Source organism: Rhodococcus sp. 24CO (assembly GCF_050586165.1).
In the GTDB taxonomy this organism is placed as follows: domain Bacteria; phylum Actinomycetota; class Actinomycetes; order Mycobacteriales; family Mycobacteriaceae; genus Rhodococcus_F.
In genome coordinates this window covers 1-26141 of sequence record NZ_JAZFNF010000002.1, presented here as the reverse complement: position 1 = coordinate 26141, position 26141 = coordinate 1, and the positions used below count along the sequence as shown (strand labels likewise).

Annotated in this window: 20 protein-coding genes and 1 pseudogene; 10 read left to right on the top strand and 11 right to left on the bottom strand. The window is 61.2% G+C overall.

Annotation, left to right across the window (positions count from 1 at the left end; translation table 11 throughout):
* The first annotated feature begins 15 nt into the window (after nucleotides 1-15).
* From V2B23_RS04255 to V2B23_RS04240, 4 genes are all read left to right on the top strand, one after another.
* Nucleotides 16-1578 (top strand): amidase, encoded by a 1563-nt coding sequence (locus V2B23_RS04255; RefSeq protein ID WP_430949208.1) that lies wholly within the window; start codon nucleotides 16-18, stop codon nucleotides 1576-1578.
* Between the two features lie 27 nt (nucleotides 1579-1605).
* Complete coding sequence (gene nthA, locus V2B23_RS04250) at nucleotides 1606-2229, top strand: nitrile hydratase subunit alpha (protein WP_430949207.1); 624 nt, start codon at nucleotides 1606-1608, stop codon at nucleotides 2227-2229.
* Between the two features lie 26 nt (nucleotides 2230-2255).
* Nucleotides 2256-2894, top strand: a complete 639-nt coding sequence (gene nthB / locus V2B23_RS04245; protein ID WP_430949206.1) for a nitrile hydratase subunit beta — start codon at nucleotides 2256-2258, stop codon at nucleotides 2892-2894.
* Nucleotides 2895-2995: 101 nt separating this feature from the next.
* Nucleotides 2996-4204, top strand: a complete 1209-nt coding sequence (locus tag V2B23_RS04240) for a GTP-binding protein (RefSeq protein WP_430949205.1) — start codon at nucleotides 2996-2998, stop codon at nucleotides 4202-4204.
* Here the strand turns inward: V2B23_RS04240 and V2B23_RS04235 are convergent.
* Nucleotides 4184-5110, bottom strand: coding sequence for a LysR family transcriptional regulator (locus tag V2B23_RS04235; protein ID WP_430949204.1), 927 nt, complete (start codon nucleotides 5108-5110; stop codon nucleotides 4184-4186). The genes V2B23_RS04240 and V2B23_RS04235 overlap by 21 nt on opposite strands.
* 72 nt (nucleotides 5111-5182) lie before the next feature.
* On the opposite strand from V2B23_RS04235, the gene dapA reads away from it, so the two are divergent.
* The 3 genes from dapA to V2B23_RS04220 all read left to right on the top strand — a co-directional run bounded on the left by dapA (nucleotide 5183) and on the right by V2B23_RS04220 (nucleotide 8784).
* Nucleotides 5183-6091: a 4-hydroxy-tetrahydrodipicolinate synthase gene (gene dapA / locus V2B23_RS04230; RefSeq protein ID WP_430949203.1), complete on the top strand. Its 909-nt coding sequence runs from the start codon at nucleotides 5183-5185 to the stop codon at nucleotides 6089-6091.
* 133 nt (nucleotides 6092-6224) lie between these two features.
* The gene (locus V2B23_RS04225) at nucleotides 6225-8036 is read left to right on the top strand and encodes an ABC transporter substrate-binding protein/permease (RefSeq protein WP_430949202.1); all 1812 of its coding nucleotides are present in this window, start codon (nucleotides 6225-6227) and stop codon (nucleotides 8034-8036) included.
* Nucleotides 8037-8040: 4 nt separating this feature from the next.
* Complete coding sequence (locus tag V2B23_RS04220) at nucleotides 8041-8784, top strand: amino acid ABC transporter ATP-binding protein (RefSeq protein WP_430949201.1); 744 nt, start codon at nucleotides 8041-8043, stop codon at nucleotides 8782-8784.
* Between the two features lie 108 nt (nucleotides 8785-8892).
* On the opposite strand, the pseudogene V2B23_RS04215 reads toward V2B23_RS04220, so the two are convergent.
* The 4 genes and pseudogenes from V2B23_RS04215 to V2B23_RS04200 all read right to left on the bottom strand — a co-directional run.
* Nucleotides 8893-9152, bottom strand: a pseudogene (locus tag V2B23_RS04215) (VOC family protein); the annotation flags it as partial.
* Nucleotides 9153-9241: 89 nt separating this feature from the next.
* Entirely contained in the window at nucleotides 9242-9814 is a 573-nt protein-coding gene (locus V2B23_RS04210) for a TetR/AcrR family transcriptional regulator (RefSeq protein ID WP_430949200.1), read from the bottom strand.
* A 362-nt stretch (nucleotides 9815-10176) separates the two neighbouring features.
* On the bottom strand, nucleotides 10177-10491 hold the full coding sequence (locus V2B23_RS04205) for a 2Fe-2S iron-sulfur cluster-binding protein (protein ID WP_430949199.1): 315 nt from the start codon (nucleotides 10489-10491) through the stop codon (nucleotides 10177-10179).
* Nucleotides 10491-12179: a long-chain-fatty-acid--CoA ligase gene (locus V2B23_RS04200; protein WP_430949198.1), complete on the bottom strand. Its 1689-nt coding sequence runs from the start codon at nucleotides 12177-12179 to the stop codon at nucleotides 10491-10493. The genes V2B23_RS04205 and V2B23_RS04200 overlap by 1 nt, the downstream gene beginning before the upstream one ends.
* A 260-nt stretch (nucleotides 12180-12439) precedes the next feature.
* On the opposite strand from V2B23_RS04200, the gene V2B23_RS04195 reads away from it, so the two are divergent.
* Together V2B23_RS04195 and V2B23_RS04190 are read left to right on the top strand one after the other, a co-directional pair.
* Nucleotides 12440-13849, top strand: a complete 1410-nt coding sequence (locus tag V2B23_RS04195) for an aldehyde dehydrogenase (RefSeq protein ID WP_430949723.1) — start codon at nucleotides 12440-12442, stop codon at nucleotides 13847-13849.
* Between the two features lie 74 nt (nucleotides 13850-13923).
* Nucleotides 13924-15300, top strand: coding sequence for an oxygenase MpaB family protein (locus V2B23_RS04190; protein ID WP_430949197.1), 1377 nt, complete (start codon nucleotides 13924-13926; stop codon nucleotides 15298-15300).
* Nucleotides 15301-15487: 187 nt separating this feature from the next.
* Here the strand turns inward: V2B23_RS04190 and V2B23_RS04185 are convergent, their stop codons facing one another.
* From V2B23_RS04185 to V2B23_RS04165, 5 genes are read right to left on the bottom strand one after another with little or no spacing between them, the layout of a single operon-like run.
* The gene (locus tag V2B23_RS04185; RefSeq protein ID WP_430949196.1) at nucleotides 15488-16102 is read right to left on the bottom strand and encodes a response regulator; all 615 of its coding nucleotides are present in this window, start codon (nucleotides 16100-16102) and stop codon (nucleotides 15488-15490) included.
* Nucleotides 16099-17244 carry a sensor histidine kinase gene (locus V2B23_RS04180; RefSeq protein WP_430949195.1) on the bottom strand — a complete coding sequence of 382 codons (1146 nt, stop codon included), beginning with the start codon at nucleotides 17242-17244 and terminating at the stop codon, nucleotides 16099-16101. Before V2B23_RS04180 ends, V2B23_RS04185 begins: the two co-directional genes overlap by 4 nt.
* A gap of 21 nt (nucleotides 17245-17265) precedes the next feature.
* Entirely contained in the window at nucleotides 17266-18048 is a 783-nt protein-coding gene (locus tag V2B23_RS04175; RefSeq protein ID WP_430949194.1) for an ABC transporter permease, read from the bottom strand.
* Nucleotides 18045-18983: an ABC transporter ATP-binding protein gene (locus tag V2B23_RS04170; protein ID WP_430949193.1), complete on the bottom strand. Its 939-nt coding sequence runs from the start codon at nucleotides 18981-18983 to the stop codon at nucleotides 18045-18047. The genes V2B23_RS04175 and V2B23_RS04170 overlap by 4 nt, the downstream gene beginning before the upstream one ends.
* Complete coding sequence (locus V2B23_RS04165) at nucleotides 18980-19216, bottom strand: hypothetical protein (RefSeq protein ID WP_430949192.1); 237 nt, start codon at nucleotides 19214-19216, stop codon at nucleotides 18980-18982. The genes V2B23_RS04170 and V2B23_RS04165 overlap by 4 nt, the downstream gene beginning before the upstream one ends.
* Before the next feature lie 233 nt (nucleotides 19217-19449).
* Here V2B23_RS04165 and V2B23_RS04160 point away from each other — a divergent pair, with 233 nt between their 5' ends.
* Nucleotides 19450-21537, top strand: a complete 2088-nt coding sequence (locus V2B23_RS04160) for a PhoX family protein (RefSeq protein WP_430949191.1) — start codon at nucleotides 19450-19452, stop codon at nucleotides 21535-21537.
* 80 nt (nucleotides 21538-21617) lie between these two features.
* Here the strand turns inward: V2B23_RS04160 and V2B23_RS04155 are convergent.
* Nucleotides 21618-26141 (bottom strand): isopeptide-forming domain-containing fimbrial protein (locus tag V2B23_RS04155; protein WP_430949190.1); only part of this gene is annotated, 4524 nt, incomplete at its 5' end.

Here is a 26141-nt window from a genome sequence, read left to right as displayed (position 1 = left end):
AGGAGCACACTTCTCATGGCAATAGTTCGACCAGACGACAACTCGATAGCCTCTGCCGCAGAGCATTACGGCATCACGCTCGACGATACGGCCAAGCGGGAGTGGCCCGTCCTGATCGACGGAGCACTCGGCTCCTACGACGCTGTCGATCAACTGTATGCCGACGAAGCAGCGCCGACGCCGATATCCCGCGAATACCAGACACCTGGATCCACCGAAAATCCTTTGGGTGCTTGGTATGTGACAACCGACATTCTTCCGACATCAGGCGGAGCTCTAAATGATCGTCGAGTGGCGATCAAGGACAACGTAAGCGTGGCGGGCGTGCCGATGATGAACGGTTCGCGGACAGTCGAGGGATTTGTTCCCTCCCGCGACGCCACTGTCGTCACCCGACTACTCGCGGCCGGGGCGACGGTCGCCGGCAAAGCTGTGTGCGAAGACTTGTGTTTCTCCGGTTCCAGCTTCACCCCGGCAAGCGGGCCCGTCCGCAACCCATGGGACCCGCACCGTGAAGCCGGTGGATCATCAGGTGGCAGTGCGGCTCTCGTTGCCAACGGTGACGTTGACATTGCTATCGGCGGGGATCAGGGTGGGTCGATTCGCATCCCTGCCGCATTCTGTGGCGTCGTCGGACACAAGCCCACATTCGGGCTCGTCCCCTACACGGGCGCTTTCCCTATCGAGCGCACCATCGACCATCTCGGACCCATCACTCACAGCGTCGCCGATGCGGCACTGATGCTCTCGGTCATTGCCGGGCGCGACGGTAACGACCCCCGACAGCCCGAGAATCTCGAAGTGCGCGACTATCTGTCAAACCTCGAGTCCGGCGTGGCGGGGATGCGGATCGGCGTCGTGCGAGAGGGATTCGGTCAGGCCATCTCGCAACCGGAGGTCGACGACGCCATCCGATCAGCCGCGTACAGCTTGACCGAGGCCGGATGCATTGTGGAGGAAGTGAGCATTCCCTGGCACGTGCATGCCTTCCACATTTGGAATGTGATCGCCACCGACGGCGGTGCGTACCAGATGCTCGACGGCAACGGATACGGACTCAACGCCGAAGGTCTCTACGACCCGGAACTGATGGCACACTTCGCTGCTCGGCGTATCCAGCATGCCGATGACTTGTCGGAAACTGTCAAACTGGTCGCGCTGACCGGACATCACGGTGTTACCGCGCTCGCAGGCGCCACTTATGGAAAAGCCCGCAACCTGGTACCCCACGCCCGCGCCGCCTACGACGCCGCGCTGGAACAGTACGACGTCCTGGTGATGCCCACATTGCCGTACGTTGCATCCGAGTTGCCCGCTGCGGATGTCGACCGCGCGACCTTCATCACCAAGGCCCTCGGAATGGTCGCCAACACAGCACCATTCGACGTCACCGGCCACCCTTCTCTCTCAGTCCCGGCAAGCCTGGTGAACGGCCTTCCGACCGCAATGATGATCACCGGCAAGCGTTTCGACGACGCGACGGTTCTGCAGGTCGGTCGCGCGTTCGAGAAGATTCGGGGCGCTTTTCCGGCGCCGGCTCGCCGCACATCCACAGTCCTTCCACCGATTCACACGTGATCAGCCCCCACAGGAAAGGTGAAACACATGTCAGTAACGATCGACCACACAACGGAGAATGCGGCACCAGCCCAGGCACCTGTCTCCGATCGCGCGTGGGCATTGTTCCGCGCACTCGACGGCAAGGGTCTGGTTCCCGAAGGCTACGTCGAAGGGTGGAAGAAGACCTTCGAAGAGGACTTCAGCCCCAAGCGGGGCGCCGAGTTGGTCGCACGAGCCTGGACCGACCCCGAATTTCGGCAATTACTCCTCACGAATGGCACTGCGGCAGTGGCCCAGTACGGCTATCTCGGCCCTCAGGGTGAGTACATCGTGGCCGTCGAAGACACACCGACGCTCAAGAACGTGATCGTATGCTCGCTGTGTTCGTGCACCGCGTGGCCGATTCTCGGCCTGCCGCCCACCTGGTACAAGAGCTTCGAATACCGTGCGCGCGTGGTCCGCGAACCACGAAAGGTTCTCTCCGAGATGGGCACCGACATCCCGGCCGACGTCGAGATCCGCGTGTACGACACCTCCGCCGAAACTCGCTACATGGTCCTCCCGCAACGTCCCGTCGGCACCGAAGGCTGGAGCCAGGAACAGCTGCAAGAAATCGTCACCAAGGACGCCCTGATCGGTGTCGCAATCCCGCAGGTCCCCACCGTCTGATCACCCCGACAAGAAGGAAGCACACCATGGATGGAGTACACGATCTTGCCGGAGTTCAAGGCTTCGGCAAAGTCCCGCATACCGTCAACGCCGACATCGGCCCGACCTTTCACGCCGAGTGGGAACACCTGCCTTACAGCCTGATGTTCGCCGGTGTCGCTGAACTCGGCGCTTTCAGCGTCGACGAAGTTCGATACGTCGTCGAGCGAATGGAGCCCAGGCACTACATGATGACCCCGTACTACGAGAGGTACGTCATCGGCGTTGCGACACTGATGGTCGAAAAGGGAATCCTGACGCAAGACGAGCTCGAAACCCTTGCAGGCGGGCCGTTCCCGTTGTCACGACCCAGTGAATCCGAAGGCCGACCGGCGCCCACCGACACGACAACCTTCGAAGTTGGTGAGCGCGTACGCGTGCGCGACGAGTACGTTCCGGGGCATGTTCGCATGCCCGCCTACTGCCGTGGACGGGTAGGAACCATCTCGCATCGGACCACCGAGAAGTGGCCGTTCCCCGACGCAATCGGTCACGGGCGCAACGACGCCGGCGAAGAACCCACGTACCACGTGAAGTTCGCCGCGGAGGAACTGTTCGGGCGCGATACCGACGGCGGCAGCGTCGTGGTCGACCTCTTCGAGGGCTACCTCGAGCCGGCGACCTGATCTTCCAGCCATGCAGACGGCGGTCATGCGATCACAGGGTGTCGTATGACCGCCGCCAAAACCGCAGCGGTACAACACTACGCGGAAGGATACTCAAGACAATGGTCGACACACGACTTCCGGTCACGGTGCTCTCAGGTTTCCTGGGAGCCGGGAAAACGACACTCCTCAACGAGATCCTGCGTAACCGCGAGGGTCGACGAGTGGCGGTGATCGTCAACGACATGAGCGAAATCAACATCGACAGTGCAGAAGTCGAGCGCGAGATATCGCTGAGTCGATCCCAGGAGAAGCTGGTCGAGATGACCAATGGCTGCATCTGCTGCACTTTGCGTGAAGATCTTCTCGCTGAGATAGCGGCGCTGGCCGCTGACGGTCGCTTCGACTACCTTCTCATCGAATCTTCGGGCATCTCCGAACCACTGCCCGTCGCAGAGACCTTCACCTTCATCGATACCGACGGCCACGCCCTGGCTGACGTCGCCCGACTCGACACCATGGTGACCGTCGTCGACGGCAACAGTTTTCTGCGCGACTACACGGCTGGGGGTCGCGTCGAATCCGATGCCCCGGAAGACGAACGCGACATCGCGGATCTGCTGGTCGACCAGATCGAATTTGCCGACGTCATCCTGGTGAACAAAGCCGATCTCGTGACGCCACAACACCTGATCGAACTGACCGCAGTCCTACGATCTTTGAACGCCACTGCCGCGATAGTGCCGATGACTCATGGCCGAATCCCACTCGACACCATTCTCGATACCGGTTTGTTCTCCCTCGAGAAAGCAGCGCAGGCCCCTGGCTGGCTACAAGAACTTCAAGGTGAACACACCCCCGAAACCGAGGAGTACGGAATCAGTTCGGTGGTGTACCGCGAGCGCGCACCCTTCCACCCACAACGGCTACATGACTTCCTGAGCAGCGAGTGGACAAACGGAAGGCTACTTCGGGCCAAGGGTTACTACTGGAATGCATTCCGGTTCACCGAAATCGGGAGTATTTCTCAGGCCGGGCATCTCATCCGGCACGGGTACGTCGGGCGATGGTGGAAGTTTCTTTCCGACGATCTCTGGCCCGCTGACGACTACCGTCGTTCGGGAATCCTCGACAAGTGGGAAGAACCCGTCGGCGACTGCCGACAGGAGCTCGTCTTCATCGGCCAGGGCATCGACCCGGCTCGACTACGCGAAGAACTCGATGACTGCCTACTCACCACAGCAGAGATCGAACTCGGCCCGGACGTGTGGACCACATGGGAAGACCCACTCGGAGAAGGACATAGCGAATCAATCGCTGCGGCCCCCTGAGCTGTCACCGGGAGTTGCCGGATCGAGGGCTTCGAGCAGTACCCGAATCGCCGGACTGGAATCCGCGCTGCGCCGCCACGCTGCATGCACCTCACGCTTCGGGGCCCGCGCCAATGGCCGAGACACCAACTCTTCTCCCAAGGGCGGGCGGGCAAGGCGAGGAATCAGCGCGATCACCTGTCCCGAAGAGACCAGCGACAGCTGCGTGGCAAAATCGTCGACCAGGTGTCGTACGTCGGCATCTTCGCCCACATCGGCGAACAACCGTCGAAACCATTGGTGACACACGGTTCCCGGTGGACTTGTCACCCACGCGTGGCCCGCTAGGTCGGCACTTGTCAGAGGTCGGTCGAGCTGCGCGAGTGGATGCGTCCGATTCATCACGACATCGCCTACATCAGTGTGAACGTGACGCTCGGCCAGCGACGGAGGGAGCGAGGGCGGCAATCCATCGGCATCGTGGACAACCGCAAAGTCGGCTGTACCGGCGTCGACGCTGTGCAGCGCCAGGTCGGGGTCCTGCTCGGTGACGCGCACCTGTAAGTCCGGACACTCGGCGGCCAATCGCACGATCGCCGGCGCAAGCAGCCCCCGGATTCCCGTCGAGAATGCCACCACACGTAGTACACCGCGCGGCGCACCGATCGAAACCGACTGTGCTGCTTCGACGCAACGCTCCAGCGCGTCGAACACATCCGGCGCCGAATCGACGATGGCCTGCCCCGCGGGAGTGAGCACAACTCCGCGGCCCGCAGTCGCAAGCACCGGTACACCGACTTGACGCTCGAGTCTCTTGATCTGCTGCGATATCGCCGACGCTGTGAACCCGAGTTCCTCGGCGGCACGCACCAACGTTCCGAGAGCGGCCACCGAACGCAGCGCCCGCAAAGCTCCGACATCGATCATGAAGCCAGATTACGCAATATCACGAAAAAACCATCGCTAGACCGGAGGTATCGACGAAGGCACGATCACATCATGAACATCGCGCAGCACAACGCCGAACTACTCTTCGGCACCAACCTCGTCGCCATGGTGACGCCGATGCGCCCCGACGGCACGCTCGACGAAACGGGCATCACCAGCCTTGTCGACCACTTGTTGAGCACCGGATGCGACGGCATCGTCGTTGGTGGGACCACCGGTGAGTCGCCCACCTTGACCGAACCCGAAATGGCGCAACTGGTCAGAGCGGTGAACGCCCAGTCTAAGAATCGGGCTCGGATTATCGCCGGCGTCGGCACCTACAACACGGCCGACAGCATCCGTCGTGCCCGCGACGCCGAGGCAGCGGGGGCACACGCATTGCTACTCGTCTGCCCCTATTACTCCAGGCCGACTCAGGCCGGAATCGCGGCTCACTGCGTCGCGGTTGCAGACGCCACCGAACTGCCCGTGATGCTCTACGACGTTCCCGTTCGCACCGGCGTCGCCCTGGAAGCCGCCACTCTGATCGAACTCGGCGCCCACCCACGGATCCGAGCGGTCAAGGACGCCAAGGGGGACCTCTTCGAAGCAATGACGGTCATGTCCCGAACATCGCTGGCCTATTACTGCGGTATCGACGAACTCAACTTGCCCTACCTCGCATGTGGCGCCACCGGCGTGGTCAGCGTCGTGGGTAACGTCATCGCCCACCGCAACGCCGAACTGATTCGCGCCGTCCGGGGCGGCGACCTCGGCTCCGCAAACGCCATCCAAAGATCGCTGATCGAGATCGTGGACGCCGTCATGCGCACGTCCCAAGGTGCGGTCATGGCCAAAGCCGCCCTGGCAGAACTCGGAATCATCTCGCACGCCGGTGTGCGCCTTCCGCTGATCGAGTCGCCGCCCGCACACCGGCGTCGCCTCACCGAAGCACTGGATACTCTGTCGCTAGCAGTCTGACCATTTCTCGCGCCTGCCGATACTTAAAATCACGCTGATTTGAACGCGTGCGCCCAGTGCAGAAGCCTGATGTCCAAAATCTGCATGCGTTCTTCCCCCCGGAGATCGCTACGGTTAGGACTACGCTGCTCGCATGTTTTCCTCCGTCGCAGCGAAGATCCGCTTGGTGGTGGCACTGCTCCTCACCGCACTCTTGGCACTCACTCTGTCATCGTGCTCGAGCAGTTCGGAATCATCGGCAGCCCCCACAGACCTGTGTGCGCCTCCCGGAGTGGGAGCCGCAACCGCAGCGCCCACCAACCTGGACGCAGCCGCAGGTGCGGGCGCCGAAGACCGATACACCACGGCCACCGTCACCCCGATCAACCAGATCGACATCTCGAAACTCAACCTGATCAAACCGGGTGTCATTACCGTCGGCACACTTGGCGACGCGCCGCCGAGTATCTGCGTCAACTCCGAGAATCAGTACACCGGATATGACAACGAACTCCTCAAAGCCATCGCAGACAAGCTAGGCCTGAAGGTCGAATTTGTCGGCACCGAGTTTGCCGGCCTACTCGCCCAGGTGGCCGGACGCCGCTTCGACGTGGGCTCCTCGTCCATCACCACCACCGACGAGCGTCGTAATACCGTCGGCTTCACCAACGGCTACGACTTCGGCTACTTCTCCCTTGTAGTCCCCAACGGCAGCCCAATCACCGGCTTCGGCGATCTGGATGCGTCCAAGCGCATCGGCGTCGTGCAGGGAACGGTTCAGGACGACTACGTCGTCAACACCTTGAAGCTCGATCCGGTGAAGTTCCCCGACTACGCAACCGCGTACGCGAACCTCAAATCCGGCCAGATCGACGCCTGGGTAGCACCGTCACAGCAAGCCGAAGGCGCGATCGCCCCGGGTGATCCCACGTCCATCATCCAGAACACCTTCTCGGTGAACAACTTTGTCGGTTGGGCAGTGAACAAGGAAAATCAGCCGCTCATCGACGCCCTGAACTCGGGTCTCGACGCCGTCATCGCCGACGGAACCTGGGCCGAGCTTTACTCCGACTGGGTTCCGCGCGAACTGCCCGAGGGGTGGAAGCCGGGCTCCAAGGCCGCTGCGACGCCTGAGTTGCCGGACTTCGCCGCCCTCGCGGCCGAGAAGCCCGCCACGACGGACGACACGGCGACATACCAGCCCAAGTCGACGTTCCAGCAGCTCAAGGACACATTCTTCGACTGGCAGCTGTACAAGCAAGCATTCCCGGATCTACTGAAGACCGGTCTGCCCAACACCATCATTCTGGCGCTCGCGTCTGGCGTTATCGGCACCGTATTGGGCATGCTGCTGGCAGTCGCCGGAATCTCACGGACGCGTTGGCTGCGCTGGCCGGCTCGCGTCTACACGGACATCTTCCGCGGCCTGCCCGCCGTCGTCATCATCTTGATCGTCGGCCTGGGCGTCGGACCCATCGTCAAGAACATCACCGGGAGCAATCCGTACTGGCTTGGCGTCGCGGCGCTGTCATTGCTTGCGTCGGCGTACATCGGTGAAATCTTCCGATCGGGTATCCAGAGCGTCGAACCAGGCCAGCTCGAGGCCTCTCGCGCGTTGGGCTTCAGCTACCGCAAATCCATGTCGCTGGTGGTCATCCCCCAAGGTGTACGACGCGTTCTGCCGGCGCTGATGAATCAGTTCATCTCGCTGATCAAGGACTCGTCGCTGATCTACTTCCTCGGACTGCTCGTCACCCAGCGCGAACTTTTTGCCGTGGGACGCGACCTCAACGCCCAGACCGGAAACCTGTCGCCTCTCGTCGCGGCCGGCCTGTTCTATCTCGCGCTGACCATCCCGCTGACCCACCTCGTCAACTACATCGACCATCGCCTCCGGACGGGACGCGCCGACACTTCCGGCACGTTGGATCCGCTCGAGCAGGCCATCGTCGTGGAAAGGGGCTGAGGACATGACCAGCTCTGAACTGAAATCCGTCTCCCTCACCGGCACGGATCTGCACCTGTCCTTCGGTACCAACAAGGTCCTACGGGGCGTCAACCTGCACGTCGACGCCGGCAATACCGTCACCGTCATCGGGCCGTCCGGCTCGGGTAAGTCGACGCTCCTGCGCGTGCTGAACCGCCTGCACGAGCCCGAGCAGGGTGACGTTCTCCTCGACGGGAAGTCCGTCCTGAAGGACAACCCGGACCAGTTGCGTCAGCGCATCGGCATGGTGTTTCAGCACTTCAATCTGTTCCCGCACAAGACCGTGGCCGAGAACATCGCGTTAGGCCCGAACAAGCTCAAAGGCCTGTCCAAGGACGCGGCTCGCGCATTGGCCCTCGAGCAGCTCGAACTGGTGGGTCTGCGAGAGAAAGCGGACTCGCGCCCCGGCAACTTGTCCGGCGGCCAGCAGCAACGTGTGGCTATCGCCCGGGCCTTGGCCATGAAGCCCGAGGTCATGTTCTTCGACGAAGCGACATCGGCCCTCGACCCCGAACTGGTCAAGGGCGTGTTGGCTCTCATGGCAGACCTCGCGAAATCCGGCATGACGATGGTGGTCGTGACTCACGAAATGGGCTTCGCGCGTTCCGTTTCCGACAAGGTGCTGTTCATGGATCGTGGCGCTGTTGTCGAAACCGGCACTCCGGAGCAGCTTTTCGACGATCCCGAAACGGAACGCTTGCAGGCGTTCTTGTCGCAGGTGTTGTAGGGGCCTTCGGCCCCTGTGCGCCTTTTTGGTAGTGGGCGCTACCAGAAAGGCGCACAAGGCGCAGGCCATGTCGGTAGGCGAGCGCCTTCCTCAGGTGACGCGGGCGGCTTATTCGCGTTCGATGGCTTCGCAGAGGGCTTTGAAGTTGACGATGCCGAAGCCGAGGGAGCCGTCTTCGTCGCGGTCGACGAGGATGTCGCGTCTCTGCAGTTCCTCGATCGGTTTACCGATCCGCGCGCGCAGTTCGGGGTACTCGTAGTGGGGGTCGGGGTGGCCAGGAATTCGACGCCCTCGGCGGTGAGCTGATCGACTGCGGTGAGAATGTCATTGGTGGCCAGCGCCAGGTGCTGTGCGCCGGGACCGCGGAAGCGACCGCAGCGGCGGCGATCACTGCTGCTTCCATATGCCGCACTTTGGTTTTGCACTGTCGCCACAGCTCCAGGAACGAGTGGCTTGCTTACTCCCGTCGCGGTGAGTCCATGCCGATCCGTCTACTGACAGCCCATTCGATTTCTTCGAAGATGCGGCGTATCAATTTTTCGTCGTCGGCGATTCCCTTGGCCTCGAGTCCGATGAAGCTCGAGTGCGCTAACTGCGCGTACAGGGTGGCAGTGTCGGCATCGCAACCTGCACGGCGCAGCGAGTGCTCGATGTACGCGACTCTGGTGGCTTCGACCTTCCGGACAGCCTCGCGAACGGCGGGATGAATGGTGGCCCATGCGCGGATCGCATTCTCGAGATCATGGGGAAGTTCGATGGCGAGGCCGATGAAGACATCGCTACGCCGTGCAAGTTCGCGTTCGCGTTCGAGTATTTGCCGTCGAGACCAAGTGAAGTAGTCCGCCCAATAATCGAGTAGCCCTTCGAGATACTCCTCGAAACTGGCGAAGTGGTGATAGAAGCTGCCACGGGTCACACCGAGTCGCTCGCAGAGTGCAACGGCGGTGACGTTGCTACTTCCGTGCTCTCTGAGCAGGTCGAGGCCGGCGCGGAAGAAGTCGGCTCGCTGAAGAGCTGGTACGGGTCGCACGTCGTCCAGTCTCCCTCATCGTTATCTGTATGTCGGAGGTGCCTGCCAGTCGCGGGCCTCGGTGTTGCGGTCGAGGGCAGTGATTGATGGTCGCTTACTCCACCAGAGCGTCAGATGCCGAACAGATCGCTGACGTAGCGGGCTGCCCGCTCCAAATCGTGAGACCTGTCAATCTGTGTCTTTACTGCTTCGAGGGAGCCCTCGGCATGCGTGATCAACACCAACTGATAGTCGCCCCAGGCGCCGGTGTGTTTGATGTTTTCGCCGCCAATGAGCTGCGAGTAATGGGACTAGGGATTGTGTCGATACAAGGTGCCCGTGAATTCAGTTTCCGGCGTTGAGTTTTCGGGGGTTGAAACGTGCTACAGGGACAAGACGATCCGAGTGGACTTGCTTCGCGAGACACACACGGCCATCGCGTTCGGATCCGTGACTGGGTCCACGGCGGTGTCGAGGTGATCGACTTCGCCGTCGAGAACTCGGGTGACGCAGGTTCCGCAAAAGCCTGCACGGCACACCCACGGCACTACGTATCCCGCGTCTTCGAGGGCTTCGAGGACCGATTGGTCGGGAGATACGGCGATGACTTGCCCAGTGCTCGCGATCATCACATCGAACTCACCTGCGGGCGAGCCGGTGCTGTTCTCTGGCTTCGGAACTGCGCCGTGCGAGTCCATCAGCCGAGACCTGACGGGCCTGAGTCCGGTGTGGTTTCACGAAGATTGCGGCGCAGTATCTTTCCCGAAGCGGTCTTCGCCAATTCGGGCAGAATTTCGACTTGGCGGGGGTATTTGTAGGCCGCCATGCGGTCTCTCACAAATTCGATCAGCTCGTCCGGTGCTGCGGTGGCGCCCGGCTGCAGGCTGACGAAAGCCTTCACTGTTTCGCCGCGGTACTCGTCCGGCACTCCGATGACCGCAGCCTCGCGCACGGCCGGGTGCTCGTAGAGGACGTCCTCGACCTCACGGGGCCAGATCTTGAATCCACCCGCATTGATCTGGTCTTTCTTCCGGTCGACGATGTAAAACCAGCCCTCGGCATCCATGTAGGCGATATCCCCGGTGCGAAGCGCCCCGTCGACGAAGGTGGCGGCACTTTGCTCGGGGTTGTTCCAATATCCGGAAACCACTTGTGGCCCGCGAATTACGAGCTCCCCGACGCTACCAGGAGGCAACTGCCGGCCAGCTTCGTCGAGGATCTGGGCTTCAGTGCCGTAGATCGGCACACCGACGGATGTGGCACCGGTTTCCTTGTCGACGGGTGCGCGGCCATGCAGCGGAACGCAGTGGGTTGGTGACGTGGTCTCGGTCAGGCCGTAGATGTTGTGGATGTAGTGGCCGAAACGGGACTCGAACCGCTCCACCAATGCCGGGGGGATCGGCGCGCCGCCGGAATAGATCTTTTCCAGCGATCGTAACGACTCGCGAGTGGCGTTCTTCGCGTTCATCATCGCTATGAAGATCGTGATGGAACCGACTGCGAAAGTCGCTTTTCGCGTGGAAATGATGTCGACGGCCTTCTCGGGGTCGAATCGATGCATCAGGATCAGCGGAGCACCGGAGAGCAGGCTCAACCCGATCTGGCCGACGAGTCCTGTGACGTGAAACAACGGGGACACCCCCAAGATCGTGTCCCGGGCGGACAGGCCGATCCAATTGCGCAGAGCCTGAACGTTATACGTGATGTTTCGGTGGGAAATCATCGCACCTTTGGCGGGCCCGGTGGTGCCGGAGGTGTAGGTCAGCACCGCGGTGTCGTCCGGACCTGACACATGGGTGGGTGCAGCGATGCCAGCGAAGGAGGTGATAAGCGCCGACATATCGTGCGCGGTATAGCTGGGTCCGTCGCCGCGTTCACGAACTACTTCTGCGCCGACCGACTCATCCGGAATGTCGACGGTGATCGTCGTCGCGACGTCGGTCTCGCCGATGACCTCGGCGACGACGCCGTGCAAGGATCGGTGGTAGACAATCGCACGTGAGCCACTGTCCTGCAATATCTCTCGAAGCTCACGAGCTTTGTTCATCGGATTGACGTTCACGGCGATCGCGGACGCTTTCCAAATGCCCAGCAACGCGACCTCATATTGAGGAACATTCTGGAGAAACAGGGCGACGCGGTCGCCCGGCTCGATACCGGAGTCGACGAGGGCGGCGGCGAAGGCATCGCTCTGTACGTCGAGAGCACCAGCTGTGGTGACGAACCCGAAGTATTCGATCAGTGGTGCGAATGGAGCCCGATCGACGGTGGCGCGAAAGAGTTCGAGCGTGTGATCGAACTCTGGGTCGATGGAGTGCGATTGCCCCTCGTCGTACTGCGTGAACCACGGTGACGTGCGAAGCCAAGTGGAATTTTCGATCGACACGATTTCTCCTCGAAGCGGTGACGCAGGATCTGTTTCCTTGCGAACTGATCGAACGCGGTGTCGCAGCAATGGAAAGCCGCGATCCCTTGACGCCAACATACACGTGTGTACTGTGGTACGCGTCATACATACACTGATGTATGTCGATATCTGTGATTTAAGACACCGGAGCCGAGACCGGCTCGGCCCAAAGGGAGTTGGACGTGACGACCATCGAAACCACCACCGACCGCCTGAGCTTCTATGTCGACGGCCAATGGATGAAGCCCCATGGCACCGAAGTTCATCGGGCGCTCGAAGCGGCTACCGGAGAAGCCATCGGTACAGCCGCGCTTGCGGACGAATACGACATCGACCTGGCAGTGCGCGCCGCGCGCAAGGCGCTCGACGAAGGGCCATGGGGTCGAACCACCCCCACCGAACGCGCTGCCGTCATGCGTCGATTCGCTGCTGCGCTCACAGCACGTGCTTCCGAGGCCAGCACACTGGTCAGCAGGGAAAACGGCATGCCGATCGGGCTGTCCGAAGCATTCAACGGGGGCGCACCCGCAGGCTTGCTCGAGATGTACGCGGCCATGGTCGACGGCACCGACATCGAAAGCGTCCGGCCCGCTGCCCTCGGTGCGACCATCGTCCGACGCGAACCGGTAGGTGTCGTGGCAGCGATCACTCCGTGGAACTACCCTCTCGCACTGGCAATGTCCAAAATCGCACCGGCGTTGGCGATGGGATGCACTGTGGTGCTCAAGCCGTCTCCGGACACCGCACTCGACAGCTATATTCTCGCCGACGCCGCCGACGAGGCAGGGTTACCGGCCGGTGTGCTCAACATCGTGCTGGCAGGTAGGGAGACCGGGGCAGCATTGGTCTCGCATCCCGGCGTCGACAAGGTTGCGTTCACCGGATCGACCGCAGCGGGGCGGATCATCGGCGCAGAATGCGGTCGGCTGATCCGTCGTTGCACTCTCGAATTGGGAGGAAAATCCGCCTCGATATTCCTCGAGGATGGCGACATCGACGTCTTCCGTGCGGGTCTCGCGTCTAGTGCCTTCCAGAACAACAGTCAGACGTGTGCGACTCAAGCTCGGATCCTCGCTCCCCGCAGCCGTTACGACGAGGTTGTCGATGCGGTGGCGACGTATGCTGCAGAACTCGTCGTCGGCAATCCACTCGATCCGGCAGTGACCTGCGGACCGATGGCAAGCGAGCGTCACCTCGAACGGGTGCTCGGCTACATCGAGGCCGGTCGCACCAGCGACGCGCGCCTGGTGACCGGTGGCGGTCGCCCGTCCTCGGCCGGCGACCGGGGATGGTACGTCGAACCCACCGTCTTCGCCGACGTCGACAACAAGAACGTGATTGCGCGCGAGGAAATCTTCGGCCCCGTGATTGCCGTGATGCCGTACGACGGCGAGGACGACGCCATCGCCAATGACAGCAACTACGGCCTTGCCGGTTCCGTGTGGACAGCCGACGAAGACCGCGGCATCGAGATCGCCCGGCGCGTCCGAACCGGCACATTCGGTGTCAACTACTACAGCACCGACTTGATGGCCCCATTCGGCGGCATGAAGGACAGCGGCATCGGCCGCGAGTTCGGGCCCGAAGCGCTCGAGAATTACACCGAATACAAGTCGGTTTACGTCAGTGCTGACCGCCTGCCCAACTGAGGGACGTCCAGGTCGTCCCGAAACAGACCACCTGGCGCTTCGTTGGCGAAACTGATTGTGAGAAAGGAAATTTGATGACAGATACCCTCGATGTTCAGGGCTCCGGCCTGGAAGTGCATCCCTACGACTACTACTACCGCCCCGGTATGGACTTGAGGCCCGCCCCAGCTCGCGTCGCCTCGAGCCCGGACTGGTTCGAACTGCGGAAGCGTGTCCTGGGAGCGTGGCGCGACGTCGCACCGCAGCCTGCAATGACACCTCTCACCGAGAGGCTGGCAGATCACTTCTGGCAGGGTGACGAGTTCATTGACCCGGTCGTAAAACTCGCTCTCGCAACAAATGTCGGCGATGTTCGCAAGATCATCGATCAAGCACTCGACGAGGGCATCGACGCGGTGCAGCATCCGCCTCGGGAGATCGCCGACCTGTTCGCACATCTCGATCGCAAACCGGACTGGTTCGATGCCGACATGTACGAGAAGGGCCGAGTTGCTCTGGCAAACCAGACGGTGTTCGGCGGCCTCGGTGGCATGCTCGTCAACGTCGTCATGACTGCACAGGGCACCGGTGTGAGTAGTGCGACAGGTGCTACCGGCCGTTTTGTTCGTGACTTTTACCGCCGTGCAGTGGAAACGAACGAGTTCTTCCGCGCTGTGTCTCGTCCGGGTTCGAGTGACCGGTTCTCGGACGGCTTCAAGACCAACGTGCGTGTGCGTTTCATGCACGGACTGGTCCGAGCCAATCTTTCCAAGCGATGGGGTCCGGACTCGTACCGTACGCACGGGAACCCGATCTCGGCAGCGGATATGGCTTTGGGTGTGCCTGCCTACAGCACAATCAATTTGCTGATCGACAATCGTCTCGGCTACAACCACACTGTCGCCGACATCGACGCCGTCGCGATGTTCTGGTCGTATACGGCTTACGTGTTCGGTGTTCCCGAAAGCCTCATCCCCCGAAACGGTGACGAGGCGAACGAGATGTTCGACTTCATCTTGTCCACCTACGGCCGAGAGAGCTCACGGTGGGCGACGGAGCTGTCGTCGACGTTCTCGAAGTCACTTGTCAAGAGCTACGTGCGGCAGGACTCTGTGGTGGGTCGGTTCATAGGGTCGCGGTTGGTCTTGCCTGCTGTTGCGGGCTACTTCCATTACGTCTGTGGCTCGCCGGTCTCTGATCGTGTGCTGGCGCAACTCGGGTACACGCACAGGCAGTTGAAGCGCTATTCCCGAATTGCCGGCGTCGGTGCGAGCGTGGCTGTCCGTACCATGCGCCTGGTCGATTCGCGGCCCGGTCGTGCTGCGCGCCGCCACAACCGTGCAACCAAAGGTACCCCGTTTTCCAATTTGCAGGCGAAGGTCAGTAAATCGCAAGCTAAAGCCGCGGGTATAAGCACTTTGGACTTCCAGGGTCATGATTCGAGCACTGCGGCCGATTTCGCAGATCGCTGAGAAAGTTGTGCAGTAGCGCGTTCTTTTAGCCACGTGCGGCGTTCGTAGGTCCGAGGAGGAGCTGGAGACGAAAGTCTCCAGCTCCTCCTCGTCTTAGCTTTAAGAGACGAAACATGCGGCGCCACAGTAGCAGTCGAGATACTCGTTGGTGTTCGAGTTTGCTCGGCCTGTACATCGCGGACCGGGCCTAGATCCACCCCTGTCGGCGAGCGATCACTGCAGCTTCGTGCCGATTGGCCGCACCGAGTTTGGTGACGGCTGAAGACAAGTAATTGCGTGTGGTCCCCGCCGACAGGTGTGCGCGGGACGCGATCTCTTCGATGGATGCACCGTCGGCCGCGTACTCGAGCACATCCGCTTCCCGCGGTGTCAGCGGTGAATCGCCCGCGCCGATGGCTTCGGCTGCCAGCGACGGGTCGACGTATCGTCCGCCGGCGTGAACGCTGCGGACCACTTCCGCGAGGGTCGTTGCAGAGGTCGTCTTGGGAAGGAATCCCCGGACACCGGCCGCGAGCGCCTTCTTCAGGTAGCCCGGACGGCCGTGACTGGTCACGATGATCGACGCACACCCCGGCACGAATTGTGCGATCCGCTGCGCGGTTTCGATCCCGTCGATACCGGCCATCTGCAGATCCAGAACAGCAACGTCCGGCTGCAGTTCCGACGCCGCGACAACGGTCGACTCTCCTGATTCTGCTTCCGCCACAACAACTATGTCGTCCTCGAGCGAGAGCATCATCGCAAGTGCGGATCGAATGAGATTTTCGTCGTCGGCAAGCAATACCTTGATCGGCTCGGTCACCGAGACTCCTTAATCGGGGAGGAAAAATGTGCCGTCAGTGTGAAGGTCCCTTCACCGTAGATGACCTCGAGGATGCCACCAACAGCGACGACGCGTTCACGTAGCCCATTCACACCGGTACCGTCACTTGTTCGTTGTTGCACTGCACCGTCGTTGGTTATCGACACGGATTCACTGCTCACTTCGATCGCTGCCTGTTGCGCGGAAGAATGACGCAGTATGTTCGTCACACCTTCACGGACGACCCACGCTGCGGTTTCGGCCAACTCGATGGGCAGGGCATCTGCGGACCCGCGTATGTCAGTGGTGATTCCCGCCGCTTCGAGCAGCGCTCGCGCACCCGCCAGCTCCGACGCCAGTGCAATGGATCGGTAGCCGCGCACCAACTCCCGTGCCTCCGCGAGAGATTCCTGTGCCAGATCACGCACTTCGTCCATCTGCTGGGCGGCGCGATCGTCGCCGCGACGCGATAATGTAGCTGCCAGATCACTTTTCACCGCGATTGCCGACAGCGCACGCCCCACTACGTCATGTAGGTCACGCGAAAAGCGCAGGCGCTCTTCGGCTACCGACAGTGCGGCCGCAGCGCCGCGTGCCTCGTCGAGTTCGGTGACCATCCGCAAAAGCCATACCGACAGCTGCACTGTGACGGTCATGAAACCCGCTACACATGCCACCAGGATGCCGATCGCGGGTCGCCCGGCAAGCACACACACGCCGGCAGCTCCAGCCGCTCCCAGCATTACCCATCGCCACGACACCAATGCCGCAAACGGCACCGGGACGATCATCGCCAGCCAGAAGTACGGACCTTGCCCCGCGTCGTCAGCGGGTAGGGCGATAACCGCGCAGCAGATCGCCGCAACGGTCATGACCACCAGTGGCACATTCACCGATGCGGTCCTGGTACCACCTAATTCGGGGATCCGATCCACGGCCACAACGGCAGCGACTGCGCTGATCACAAGAAAGAGCGCTCCGAGGTAGCGCTGCATCGCCACTTCGGTGATACCGCCGAATATTCCGAAGACGATCCCGAGGACAAAGAACGACTGCCGTGTGTACAGGCGAACCTTGTCGACGCTGGACGCCGTTCGCCATGTTCGGGTCGGATTCCAGCGTCCGAAGCTCTCCGCAATCATGCCTACTACCTTCTCAGAGTTCTAGGAACGTGGTTCCCAGCGGAAGTGCACGTTCGCGATCAGGACCGACCCGACGATCCACGCAACCAGAACCAACAGGGGTTGACCGGCAGATACGAAAGTGTCCGCAAAACTCGCCGCCGCGGCGCCTTCATCGGCCAGTTCGGACGACGTACGCCCTACCCACCCCAGATTCACAAGATCGAGAACCGCAGCCATCGGTGTGAAATCGAGGACACGAGCGATGTTGTCCGGCACGACATTTCTGATGCTCGACATTCCCGCAGTTGCCAGAATGAGGATCGGCATGCACGTGATCTGCGCGGCTTCGGCATTGCGTGTTACCGCGGAGGTGATGAGCGCCAACGCCGTGAACACTGTGGCGCCACCGATGAACGCCACCAGCACCAGTACGGGATTGACCGGCACACGTCCACCCAGAACCACCACGGCGATACCGACAACCACTGTCAGCAGGCCCGTCAACACCCATGACGGCACTGCAGGGCCGGCCAGGATCTCGGCGTCACTGCACTCCCCGGTACGCAGACGCTTGAGCACCAGTTCATCGCGCCGCGTCGAATACACCGACAGCAAGTTGTAGAACACGACAAAGACGAGCAGGAAAAGAGCAAAAACCTCGAGCCCCGACGCCACCGCTGTATCGGATAGACCGTCTTCGCGCGAGAGAATCAGGATTCCGATCGGGAAGATCAATGGCAAGACTATAGCGTTGAAGAGCAACAGACGGTTTCGGCCCAAAAGGGTGAACTCCGCACGGGAGAGAGTTGCTATGCGGTTCATGTCGATGCCCCTTCGAGTTTGACGTGATGGTCGAATTGATCTGCTATGGACAGAAATACGGTCTCGAGCGATGCCGCCCGCGCATCCAGCCCCGACAAGGTCACATTGTTGTGCTGAGCCCAGATGAGGAGATCGGTGAGCGTCTCCTGCACAGTGGCAGTAGTGATGACTACATCGTCACCTTCGACGCGCATCTCGGCACCAGGTAGGTTCGGAAGCAGGAGATTCGGCCTGCGCACCTTGATCTGCGCGGGATGATCCGCAACCACCTCGGCAACCGTTCCACTGCGCACTACAGTTCCTCGGTGCATGATCGCCAACTGATCACACAACGACTCGGCCTCGTCCAGATAATGCGTCGTCAACATAATGGTGACGCCAGACGCCTTCAACTCCGCGATCAATTGCCAAGTATTACGCCGACTTTCGGGGTCAAGACCAGTCGTCGGCTCGTCCAGGAACAGCACGAGCGGTTGACCGATAATGGCACAAGCCAAGTCGAGTCGACGCGCTTCGCCGCCCGAGAGGAACTTCACGCGGGTGTCACCGCGATCCCGCATGTCGACGCGCTCGAGCACCTCGTCGACCGGCAGGGGATTCGAGCAGGTTCCAGCCCACATCGACAGACTCTCGCGAGCTGTGAGATCTTGAGGGAGGCCGCCCTTTTGGAGCATGATGCCCAAGCTCGGACGGAGTTCTCGCCGCTCCCGTACCGGATCCATACCCAGAACGCGCACCGATCCGTCCGTTGCCCGCGAAAGTCCTTGGATTACTTCGAGACTGGATGTCTTTCCGGCCCCGTTTGTTCCGAGCAGTCCGAACAGCTGCCCTTCCGCGACAGTCAGTTCCAGATCGCGGACCGCGTAGAACGCATCCTTTCCGGAGCCGTAACGCCGGGACATGCCGTCAACCTCGATAACCGGATCGCCCTTCATCGTCGCATCTCCGATCGGTTCCAGCCACGCAAACCGATGGCGAATCGGATACCCACGTAGACAGCGAGAGCGGCAACAAGAATCCAGAACACGGGATTGGAACCGATGATCGCGAACACCACTCCGATGATCGCGATATTCACGACGATCACAACAAGTTCGCGGCCCATCGTGGGTGCTGGTCCGATGTCCATCAGGTCCGTCAGGAGGCTTCCCTCGTGTGGTTCTCTCATGCCTCCAAGCCTCGCGGGAAGTCTGAGCCAAAAACAGTGCAGAGCGTCATCACCTGCGGTGACACCGTCACGGATCGGCGATGACAAATGTCATGAGGCGTCCCCGCGGGGACGCCTCATGAATTACAGGTAAGGGTCGCCTCGTTGTTTTGCCGTTCATTGTTACGTTCCTTTACCCTCGCTTACGGCTTCTACGGTTCCCGAGACCATTCAACGAATTTCGGGAGTTCACGGTGGCTATCAAGCCTTTGGCACTGTTTGTCAAACACGACGGTGTGTCCTCACGCGCGTCGATCACCTGCCAGTACAAATGTGGAAACGCCTGCTCGCACGAGGTGCCCAACACCTCGGAAGGTGCGTACTTCCGCGATATCGCCCGCGCTGCCCTGAGCCGACGCGGTATGTTGCGCGGCAGTGGCATGGCAGTGCTGGCCGTCGGAGCGGGAAGTGCACTCGCCGGTTGCTCGGACGGAACAGCGGAAGCCGCGCCCGGAACCGGCTCGGCAGGCAGCAGCGACGGTGGCGTCGGCACTACGCCGGCCGGCACGAACTTCACCGCCGTCGCCCCCAACAAAGCGGATGCGATTACCGTCCCGGAAGGGTACGAACAGAGCGTCGTCATCCGCTGGGGCGACGCGGTTCTCGCCGGAGCACCGGCCTTCGACTTCGAGAACCAGACCGCGGCAGCACAGGCGCTGCAGTTCGGATTCAACAACGACTTCGCCGGCCTCCTGCCCGTCGAGGGACAGCCGAACACGTATCTCCTCGTCGTCAATCACGAGTACTCCACCGAACCGGCGATGTTCCGCGGCTACGACGCCGAGAACCCCACCGAGGAACAGGTCAAGATCGGTCTCGCCAGCCACGGACTGTCCGTCGTACAGGTGAAGGGCGACTCCGGGTCCGGCAAGCTGGTTCCCGAAATCGGCGCCAACAACCGTCGTATCACCGCGACAACCGAATTCCTTGTCACTGGGCCTGCTGCAGGCAGCGATTTCCTCAAGACCAGCGCCGATCCGACCGGCACCAAGGTACTGGGCACGCTCAACAACTGCGCCGGCGGCGTAACCCCCTGGGGCACCGTGCTTTCCGGCGAAGAAAACTTCAATCAGTACTTCGCCAATGCGGAGGCCGTCACCGATCCCATTCTCGCGCCACGTTTGAAGCGATACGGCCTGGCCGGTGGTGCGTCTGAACGAAAGTGGGAACGCTTCGACAAGCGCTTCGATCTGATGGCAGAACCCAACGAAGTGAACCGCTTCGGATACGTCGTCGAGGTCGACCCCTGGGATCCGACTTCGACCCCCGTCAAGCACACCGCACTCGGCCGCTTCAAGCACGAAGCTGCCACCATCTTCATCACGTCCGACGGCACAGTCGTGGCCTACAGCGGTGACGACGAGCGTTTCGACTACATGTACAAGTTTGTCTCCAGCCGAAAGATGCAGGACGGTAAGAGCCAAGCGGCCATGCGCCACAACATGACCCTGCTCGACGCCGGAACGCTGTACGTCGCAAAGCTCAGCGGAAACTCCGCCGGCGAGATCGACGGAACCGGCAAGCTGCCGTCGGACGGTAAGTTCGACGGAACCGGCGAGTGGGTAGCCATCCTGCGGACCGGCGAAGACGGCAAGGGTGAATCGCTGGTCGACGGCATGAGCGCCGAAGAGGTAGCCGTTTTCACCCGCCAGGCCGGCGACAAGGTCGGGGCAACGAAGATGGACCGCCCCGAGGACTTCGAGGCAAACCCGAAGAGCGGCAAGGTATACGTCGCTCTGACCAACAACACCAAGCGCGGAGTCGACGGCGGCGCCGCTGCCGACGAGCCGAACCCGCGGAACAACAACAAGAACGGCCAGGTCCTCGAAATCGCCGACGATCACGCCGGCACCACCTTCGGCTGGAATCTTCTTCTCGTCTGCGGAGATCCGGCCACAGCCGATACTTACTTCGGTGGATTCGACAAGAGCAAGGTCAGCCCCATCTCGTGCCCGGACAACCTTGCCTTCGACCCACACGGCAACCTGTGGATCTCGACAGACGGTAATGCACTGAAATCCAACGACGGACTGTTCAGCGTTGTCCTCGAAGGTGAAAACCGCGGTGAGACAAAGCAGTTCCTCACTGTTCCCGTCGGCGCCGAAACCTGCGGTCCCATCGTGGACGAGAAGCGCGTCATCGTCTGCGTTCAGCACCCCGGCGAGACCGACGACGCCAGCATCGAAAGCCCCGCATCCCATTGGCCCGACGGGGGCTCCTCGCAGCCGCGACCGTCGGTAGTTGCAGCCTGGAAGAAAGACGGCTCTCGGATCGGCTCGTAACACTCCACGAAAACGACTGTGGGGCAGATCGCATACTCTGCGATCTGCCCCACATCGTTTAACTCAGATTCTCACGAGAATCAGTTGTCACCATCCTCGCGACGCTTACGCGTCAGGAGAACAACACCCGTTCCCAGCGCCAGCAGCAGAACCAATCCGCCTGCTGCAAGCAACGTGGTGTTCACGCCACTCTCACCAGCGCCACCACCCGAGTCGATCGTTCCACCCTTAGGAGCAGTCGTCGTCGACTTCGGCTGACCCGGCTGACCCGGGGTTGCTGTCGGCGGCTTCGGCTGTCCCGGAACCGTGCTCGGAACCGGCTGACCCGGAACCGTCGGCGGGATGACGATCGGAGGAACAACGACGATCGGGGGAATGATGATCGTCGGTGTAACCGGCACCGTCGTGGTCGGAACCGTCGTGGTCGGCGGGTCCGTCGTGACCGGCGTCGTCGGCGGCGTCGTTGTCGTCACGCCACACGGATCCACAATCTCTTCCACGACAACTTCTTCTGTCGTGGTTTCTTCTGTGGTGGTCTCCTCCGTGGTGATGGATTCCTCCGCACCTGTGACATCAGCATCACCTGCAGTGGTCGCGCTAGCCGTCGTCGTCGCAGCCGTTGTGGTCGGAACCATCCGCGTGGTCGTCGTCGGAGGAACACAAGGCTCCGTCGTGACCGGCGGCGTCGTGGTGGTCGTCGGCGGCACCGTAGTGGTGGTCGTCGGCGGATCTATCGGGTGCTCGGTGCAGAGAGCATCGCCCGGGACACAGTCCACCGGCGGGTTCTCGCCACCAACCACCAGGTAGTTGTTCAGGACTCCCGGAGTGAATCCGGGACCCGACAACGTTCCGATCTCAGGATTGACCTTGACGGTGTACGTCACTGTCGCAGTCTCACCCTTGGCCAGCTTTCCGGTGACCGTGAAGACGTTGTCGACAACACCCGAAACAACCAGCGTGGAAGTAGTAGCCGGATCCTTCGTCATTACTGCATCGTCGAGAACATCGGTCAGATCGTCGTAGAAGCTGACCTCACCATCCGCGGTGCCCACATTCTTGAACGTGAGCGTGTACGTGATCTCCTGGCCGCCAACCACACGGTTCGTGGTGGACGGATCAGAGGACTTCAGTACCTCAATTGCGGGAGTGCCATCCACAGGGTGCTCGGTCGTGACCGGGGGAGGAGTGATCTCCGGACCAGTCGGCGGCTTCGCAGTACCCGTGACCGTGTTGTTGATCAGAACCCCGCCGGCAACACCGTCGTTGATCTTCACCTGATAGGTCAGGACAACCGACTTACCCGCTTCGAGAACACCGGTCCACGAAAGCGTCGTACCCGAGAGGCTCGGAGCAGTCGCGTCGACACCGTCGACAGTCGCCTTGAGCGAGCCGTCCACCAACACGGCGTTGTCGAGAACCTTCGACAGATCATCGGTCAACACCACCGGATCAAGAGTCGTGTTACCCGTATTCGCACCCGTCACCGAGTACGTGATCGTCTGACCAGCAGCAACATTGGTACCCGAGACCGGATCCGCAGTCTTCGCGACCGTGAAACCCGGAACCTTCACCGGATGCTCGGTCGTCACCGGCGGAGGAGTGATCTCCGGACCAGTCGGCGGCTTCGCAGTACCCGTGACCGTGTTGTTGATCAGAACCCCGCCGGCAACACCGTCGTTGATCTTCACCTGGTAGGTCAGGACAACCGACTTACCCGCTTCGAGAACACCAGTCCAACTCAACGTCGTACCCGAGAGGGTCGGAGCAGTCGCGTCGACACCGTCGACAGTTGCCTTGAGCGAGCCGTCCACCAACACGGCGTTGTCGAGAACCTTCGACAGATCATCGGTCAACACCACCGGATCAAGAGTCGTGTTACCCGTATTCGCACCCGTCACCGTGTACGTGATCGTCTGACCAGCAGCAACATTCGTACCCGAGGCCGGATCCGCAGTCTTCGCGACCGTGAAACCCGGAACCTTCACCGGATGCGTCGTGCACAGCTGCGTCGCCGGATCACACACCTCCGGAGGATCAACCGGAGGAGTCGTACCCGGAACAACGAAGTTGAGCACCGTGTTGTCGGCATTCGCCGCAACGCGATCGGCATCAGCCTTGACCTTGACGGTGTACGTCACCGTCTTGCTTTCGCCGGCCGCGAGGGTTCCCGTCACCGAGAAACCATCCGTGCCGACCATCGCAGCAGTCAACGGAGCCTGAGCAGTCAAGCTGTCGGCGACCAGATCAGCATCGTCGAGCAGACCACGCAGATCATCGAAGTGCGCGACCTCACCCGCACCGTTACCGGTGTTCGAGAACGTGAGCGTGTACTTGATGTCCTGACCGGCAACAACATCCGAACCCGAAGCCGGATCAGAAGACTTCACCACAGCGATCTTCGGAGACACCACCGGGTGCTCGGTCGTGACCGGGGGAGGAGTGATCTCCGGACCAGTCGGCGGCTTCGCAGTACCCGTGACCGTGTTGTTGATCAGAACCCCGCCGGCAACACCGTCGTTGATCTTCACCTGATAGGTCAGGACAACCGACTTACCCGCTTCGAGAACACCCGTCCACGAAAGCGTCGTACCCGATAGAGTCGGATCAGCGGCAGGAGCACCGTCGACGCTCGCCTTCAGCGAACCGTCCACCAACACGGCGTTGTCGAGAACCTTCGACAGATCATCGGTCAACACCACCGGATCAAGAGTCGTGTTACCCGTATTCGCACCCGTCACCGAGTACGTGATCGTCTGACCAGCAGCAACATTCGTACCCGACACCGGATCCGCAGTCTTCGCGACCGTGAAACCCGGAACCTTCACCGGATGCGTCGTGCACAGCTGCGTCACCGGATCACACACCTCCGGAGGATCAACCGGAGGAGTCGTACCCGGAACAACGAAGTTGAGCACCGTGTTGTCGGCATTCGCCGCAACGCGATCGGCATCAGCCTTGACCTTGACGGTGTACGTCACCGTCTTGCTTTCGCCGGCCGCGAGGGTTCCCGTCACCGAGAAACCATCCGTGCCGACCATCGCAGCAGTCAACGGAGCCTGAGCAGTCAAGCTGTCGGCGACCAGATCAGCATCGTCGAGCAGACCACGCAGATCATCGAAGTGCGCGACCTCACCCGCACCGTTACCGGTGTTCGAGAACGTGAGCGTGTACTTGATGTCCTGACCGGCAACAACATCCGAACCCGAAGCCGGATCAGAAGACTTCACCACAGCGATCTTCGGAGACACCACCGGGTGCTCGGTCGTGACCGGCGGAGGAGTGATCTCCGGACCAGTCGGCGGCTTCGCAGTACCCGTGACCGTGTTGTTGATCAGAACCCCGCCGGCAACACCGTCGTTGATCTTCACCTGATAGGTCAGGACAACCGACTTACCCGCTTCGAGAACACCCGTCCACGAAAGCGTCGTACCCGAGAGGCTCGGAGCAGCACCGTCGACACCGTCGACCGTCGCCTTGAGCGAACCGTCCACCAACACGGCGTTGTCGAGAACCTTCGACAGATCATCGGTCAACACCACCGGATCAAGAGTCGTGTTACCCGTATTCGCACCCGTCACCGAGTACGTGATCGTCTGACCAGCAGCAACATTCGTACCCGACACCGGATCCGCAGTCTTCGCGACCGTGAAACCCGGAACCTTCACCGGATGCTCGGTCGTCACCGGCGGAGGAGTGATCTCCGGACCAGTCGGCGGCTTCGCAGTACCCGTGACCGTGTTGTTGACCAGAACGCCGCCGGCAACACCGTCGTTGATCTTCACCTGATAGGTCAGGACAACCGACTTACCCGCTTCGAGTGCACCGGTCCACGAAAGCGTGGTGCCCTCGAGGCTCGGAGCAGCACCGTCGACACCGTCGACAGTTGCCTTGAGCGAGCCGTCCACCAACACGGCGTTGTCGAGAACCTTCGACAGATCATCGGTCAACACCACCGGATCAAGAGTCGTGTTACCCGTATTCGCACCCGTCACCGTGTACGTGATCGTCTGACCAGCAGCAACATTCGTACCCGAGGCCGGATCCGCAGTCTTCGCGACCGTGAACCCCGGAACCTTCACCGGATGCGTCGTGCACAGCTGTGTCGCCGGATCACACACCTCCGGAGGATCAACCGGAGGAGTCGTACCCGGAACAACGAAGTTGAGCACCGTGTTGTCGGCATTCGCCGCAACGCGATCGGCATCAGCCTTGACCTTGACGGTGTACGTCACCGTCTTGCTTTCGCCGGCCGCGAGGGTTCCCGTCACCGAGAAACCATCCGTGCCGACCATCGCAGCAGTCAACGGAGCCTGAGCAGTCAAGCTGTCGGCGACCAGATCAGCATCGTCGAGCAGACCACGCAGATCATCGAAGTGCGCGACCTCACCCGCACCGTTACCGGTGTTCGAGAACGTGAGCGTGTACTTGATGTCCTGACCGGCAACAACATCCGAACCCGAAGCCGGATCAGAAGACTTCACCACAGCGATCTTCGGAGACACCACAGGGTGCTCGGTCGTGACCGGGGGAGGAGTGATCTCCGGACCAGTCGGCGGCTTCGCAGTACCCGTGACCGTGTTGTTGATCAGAACCCCGCCGGCAAC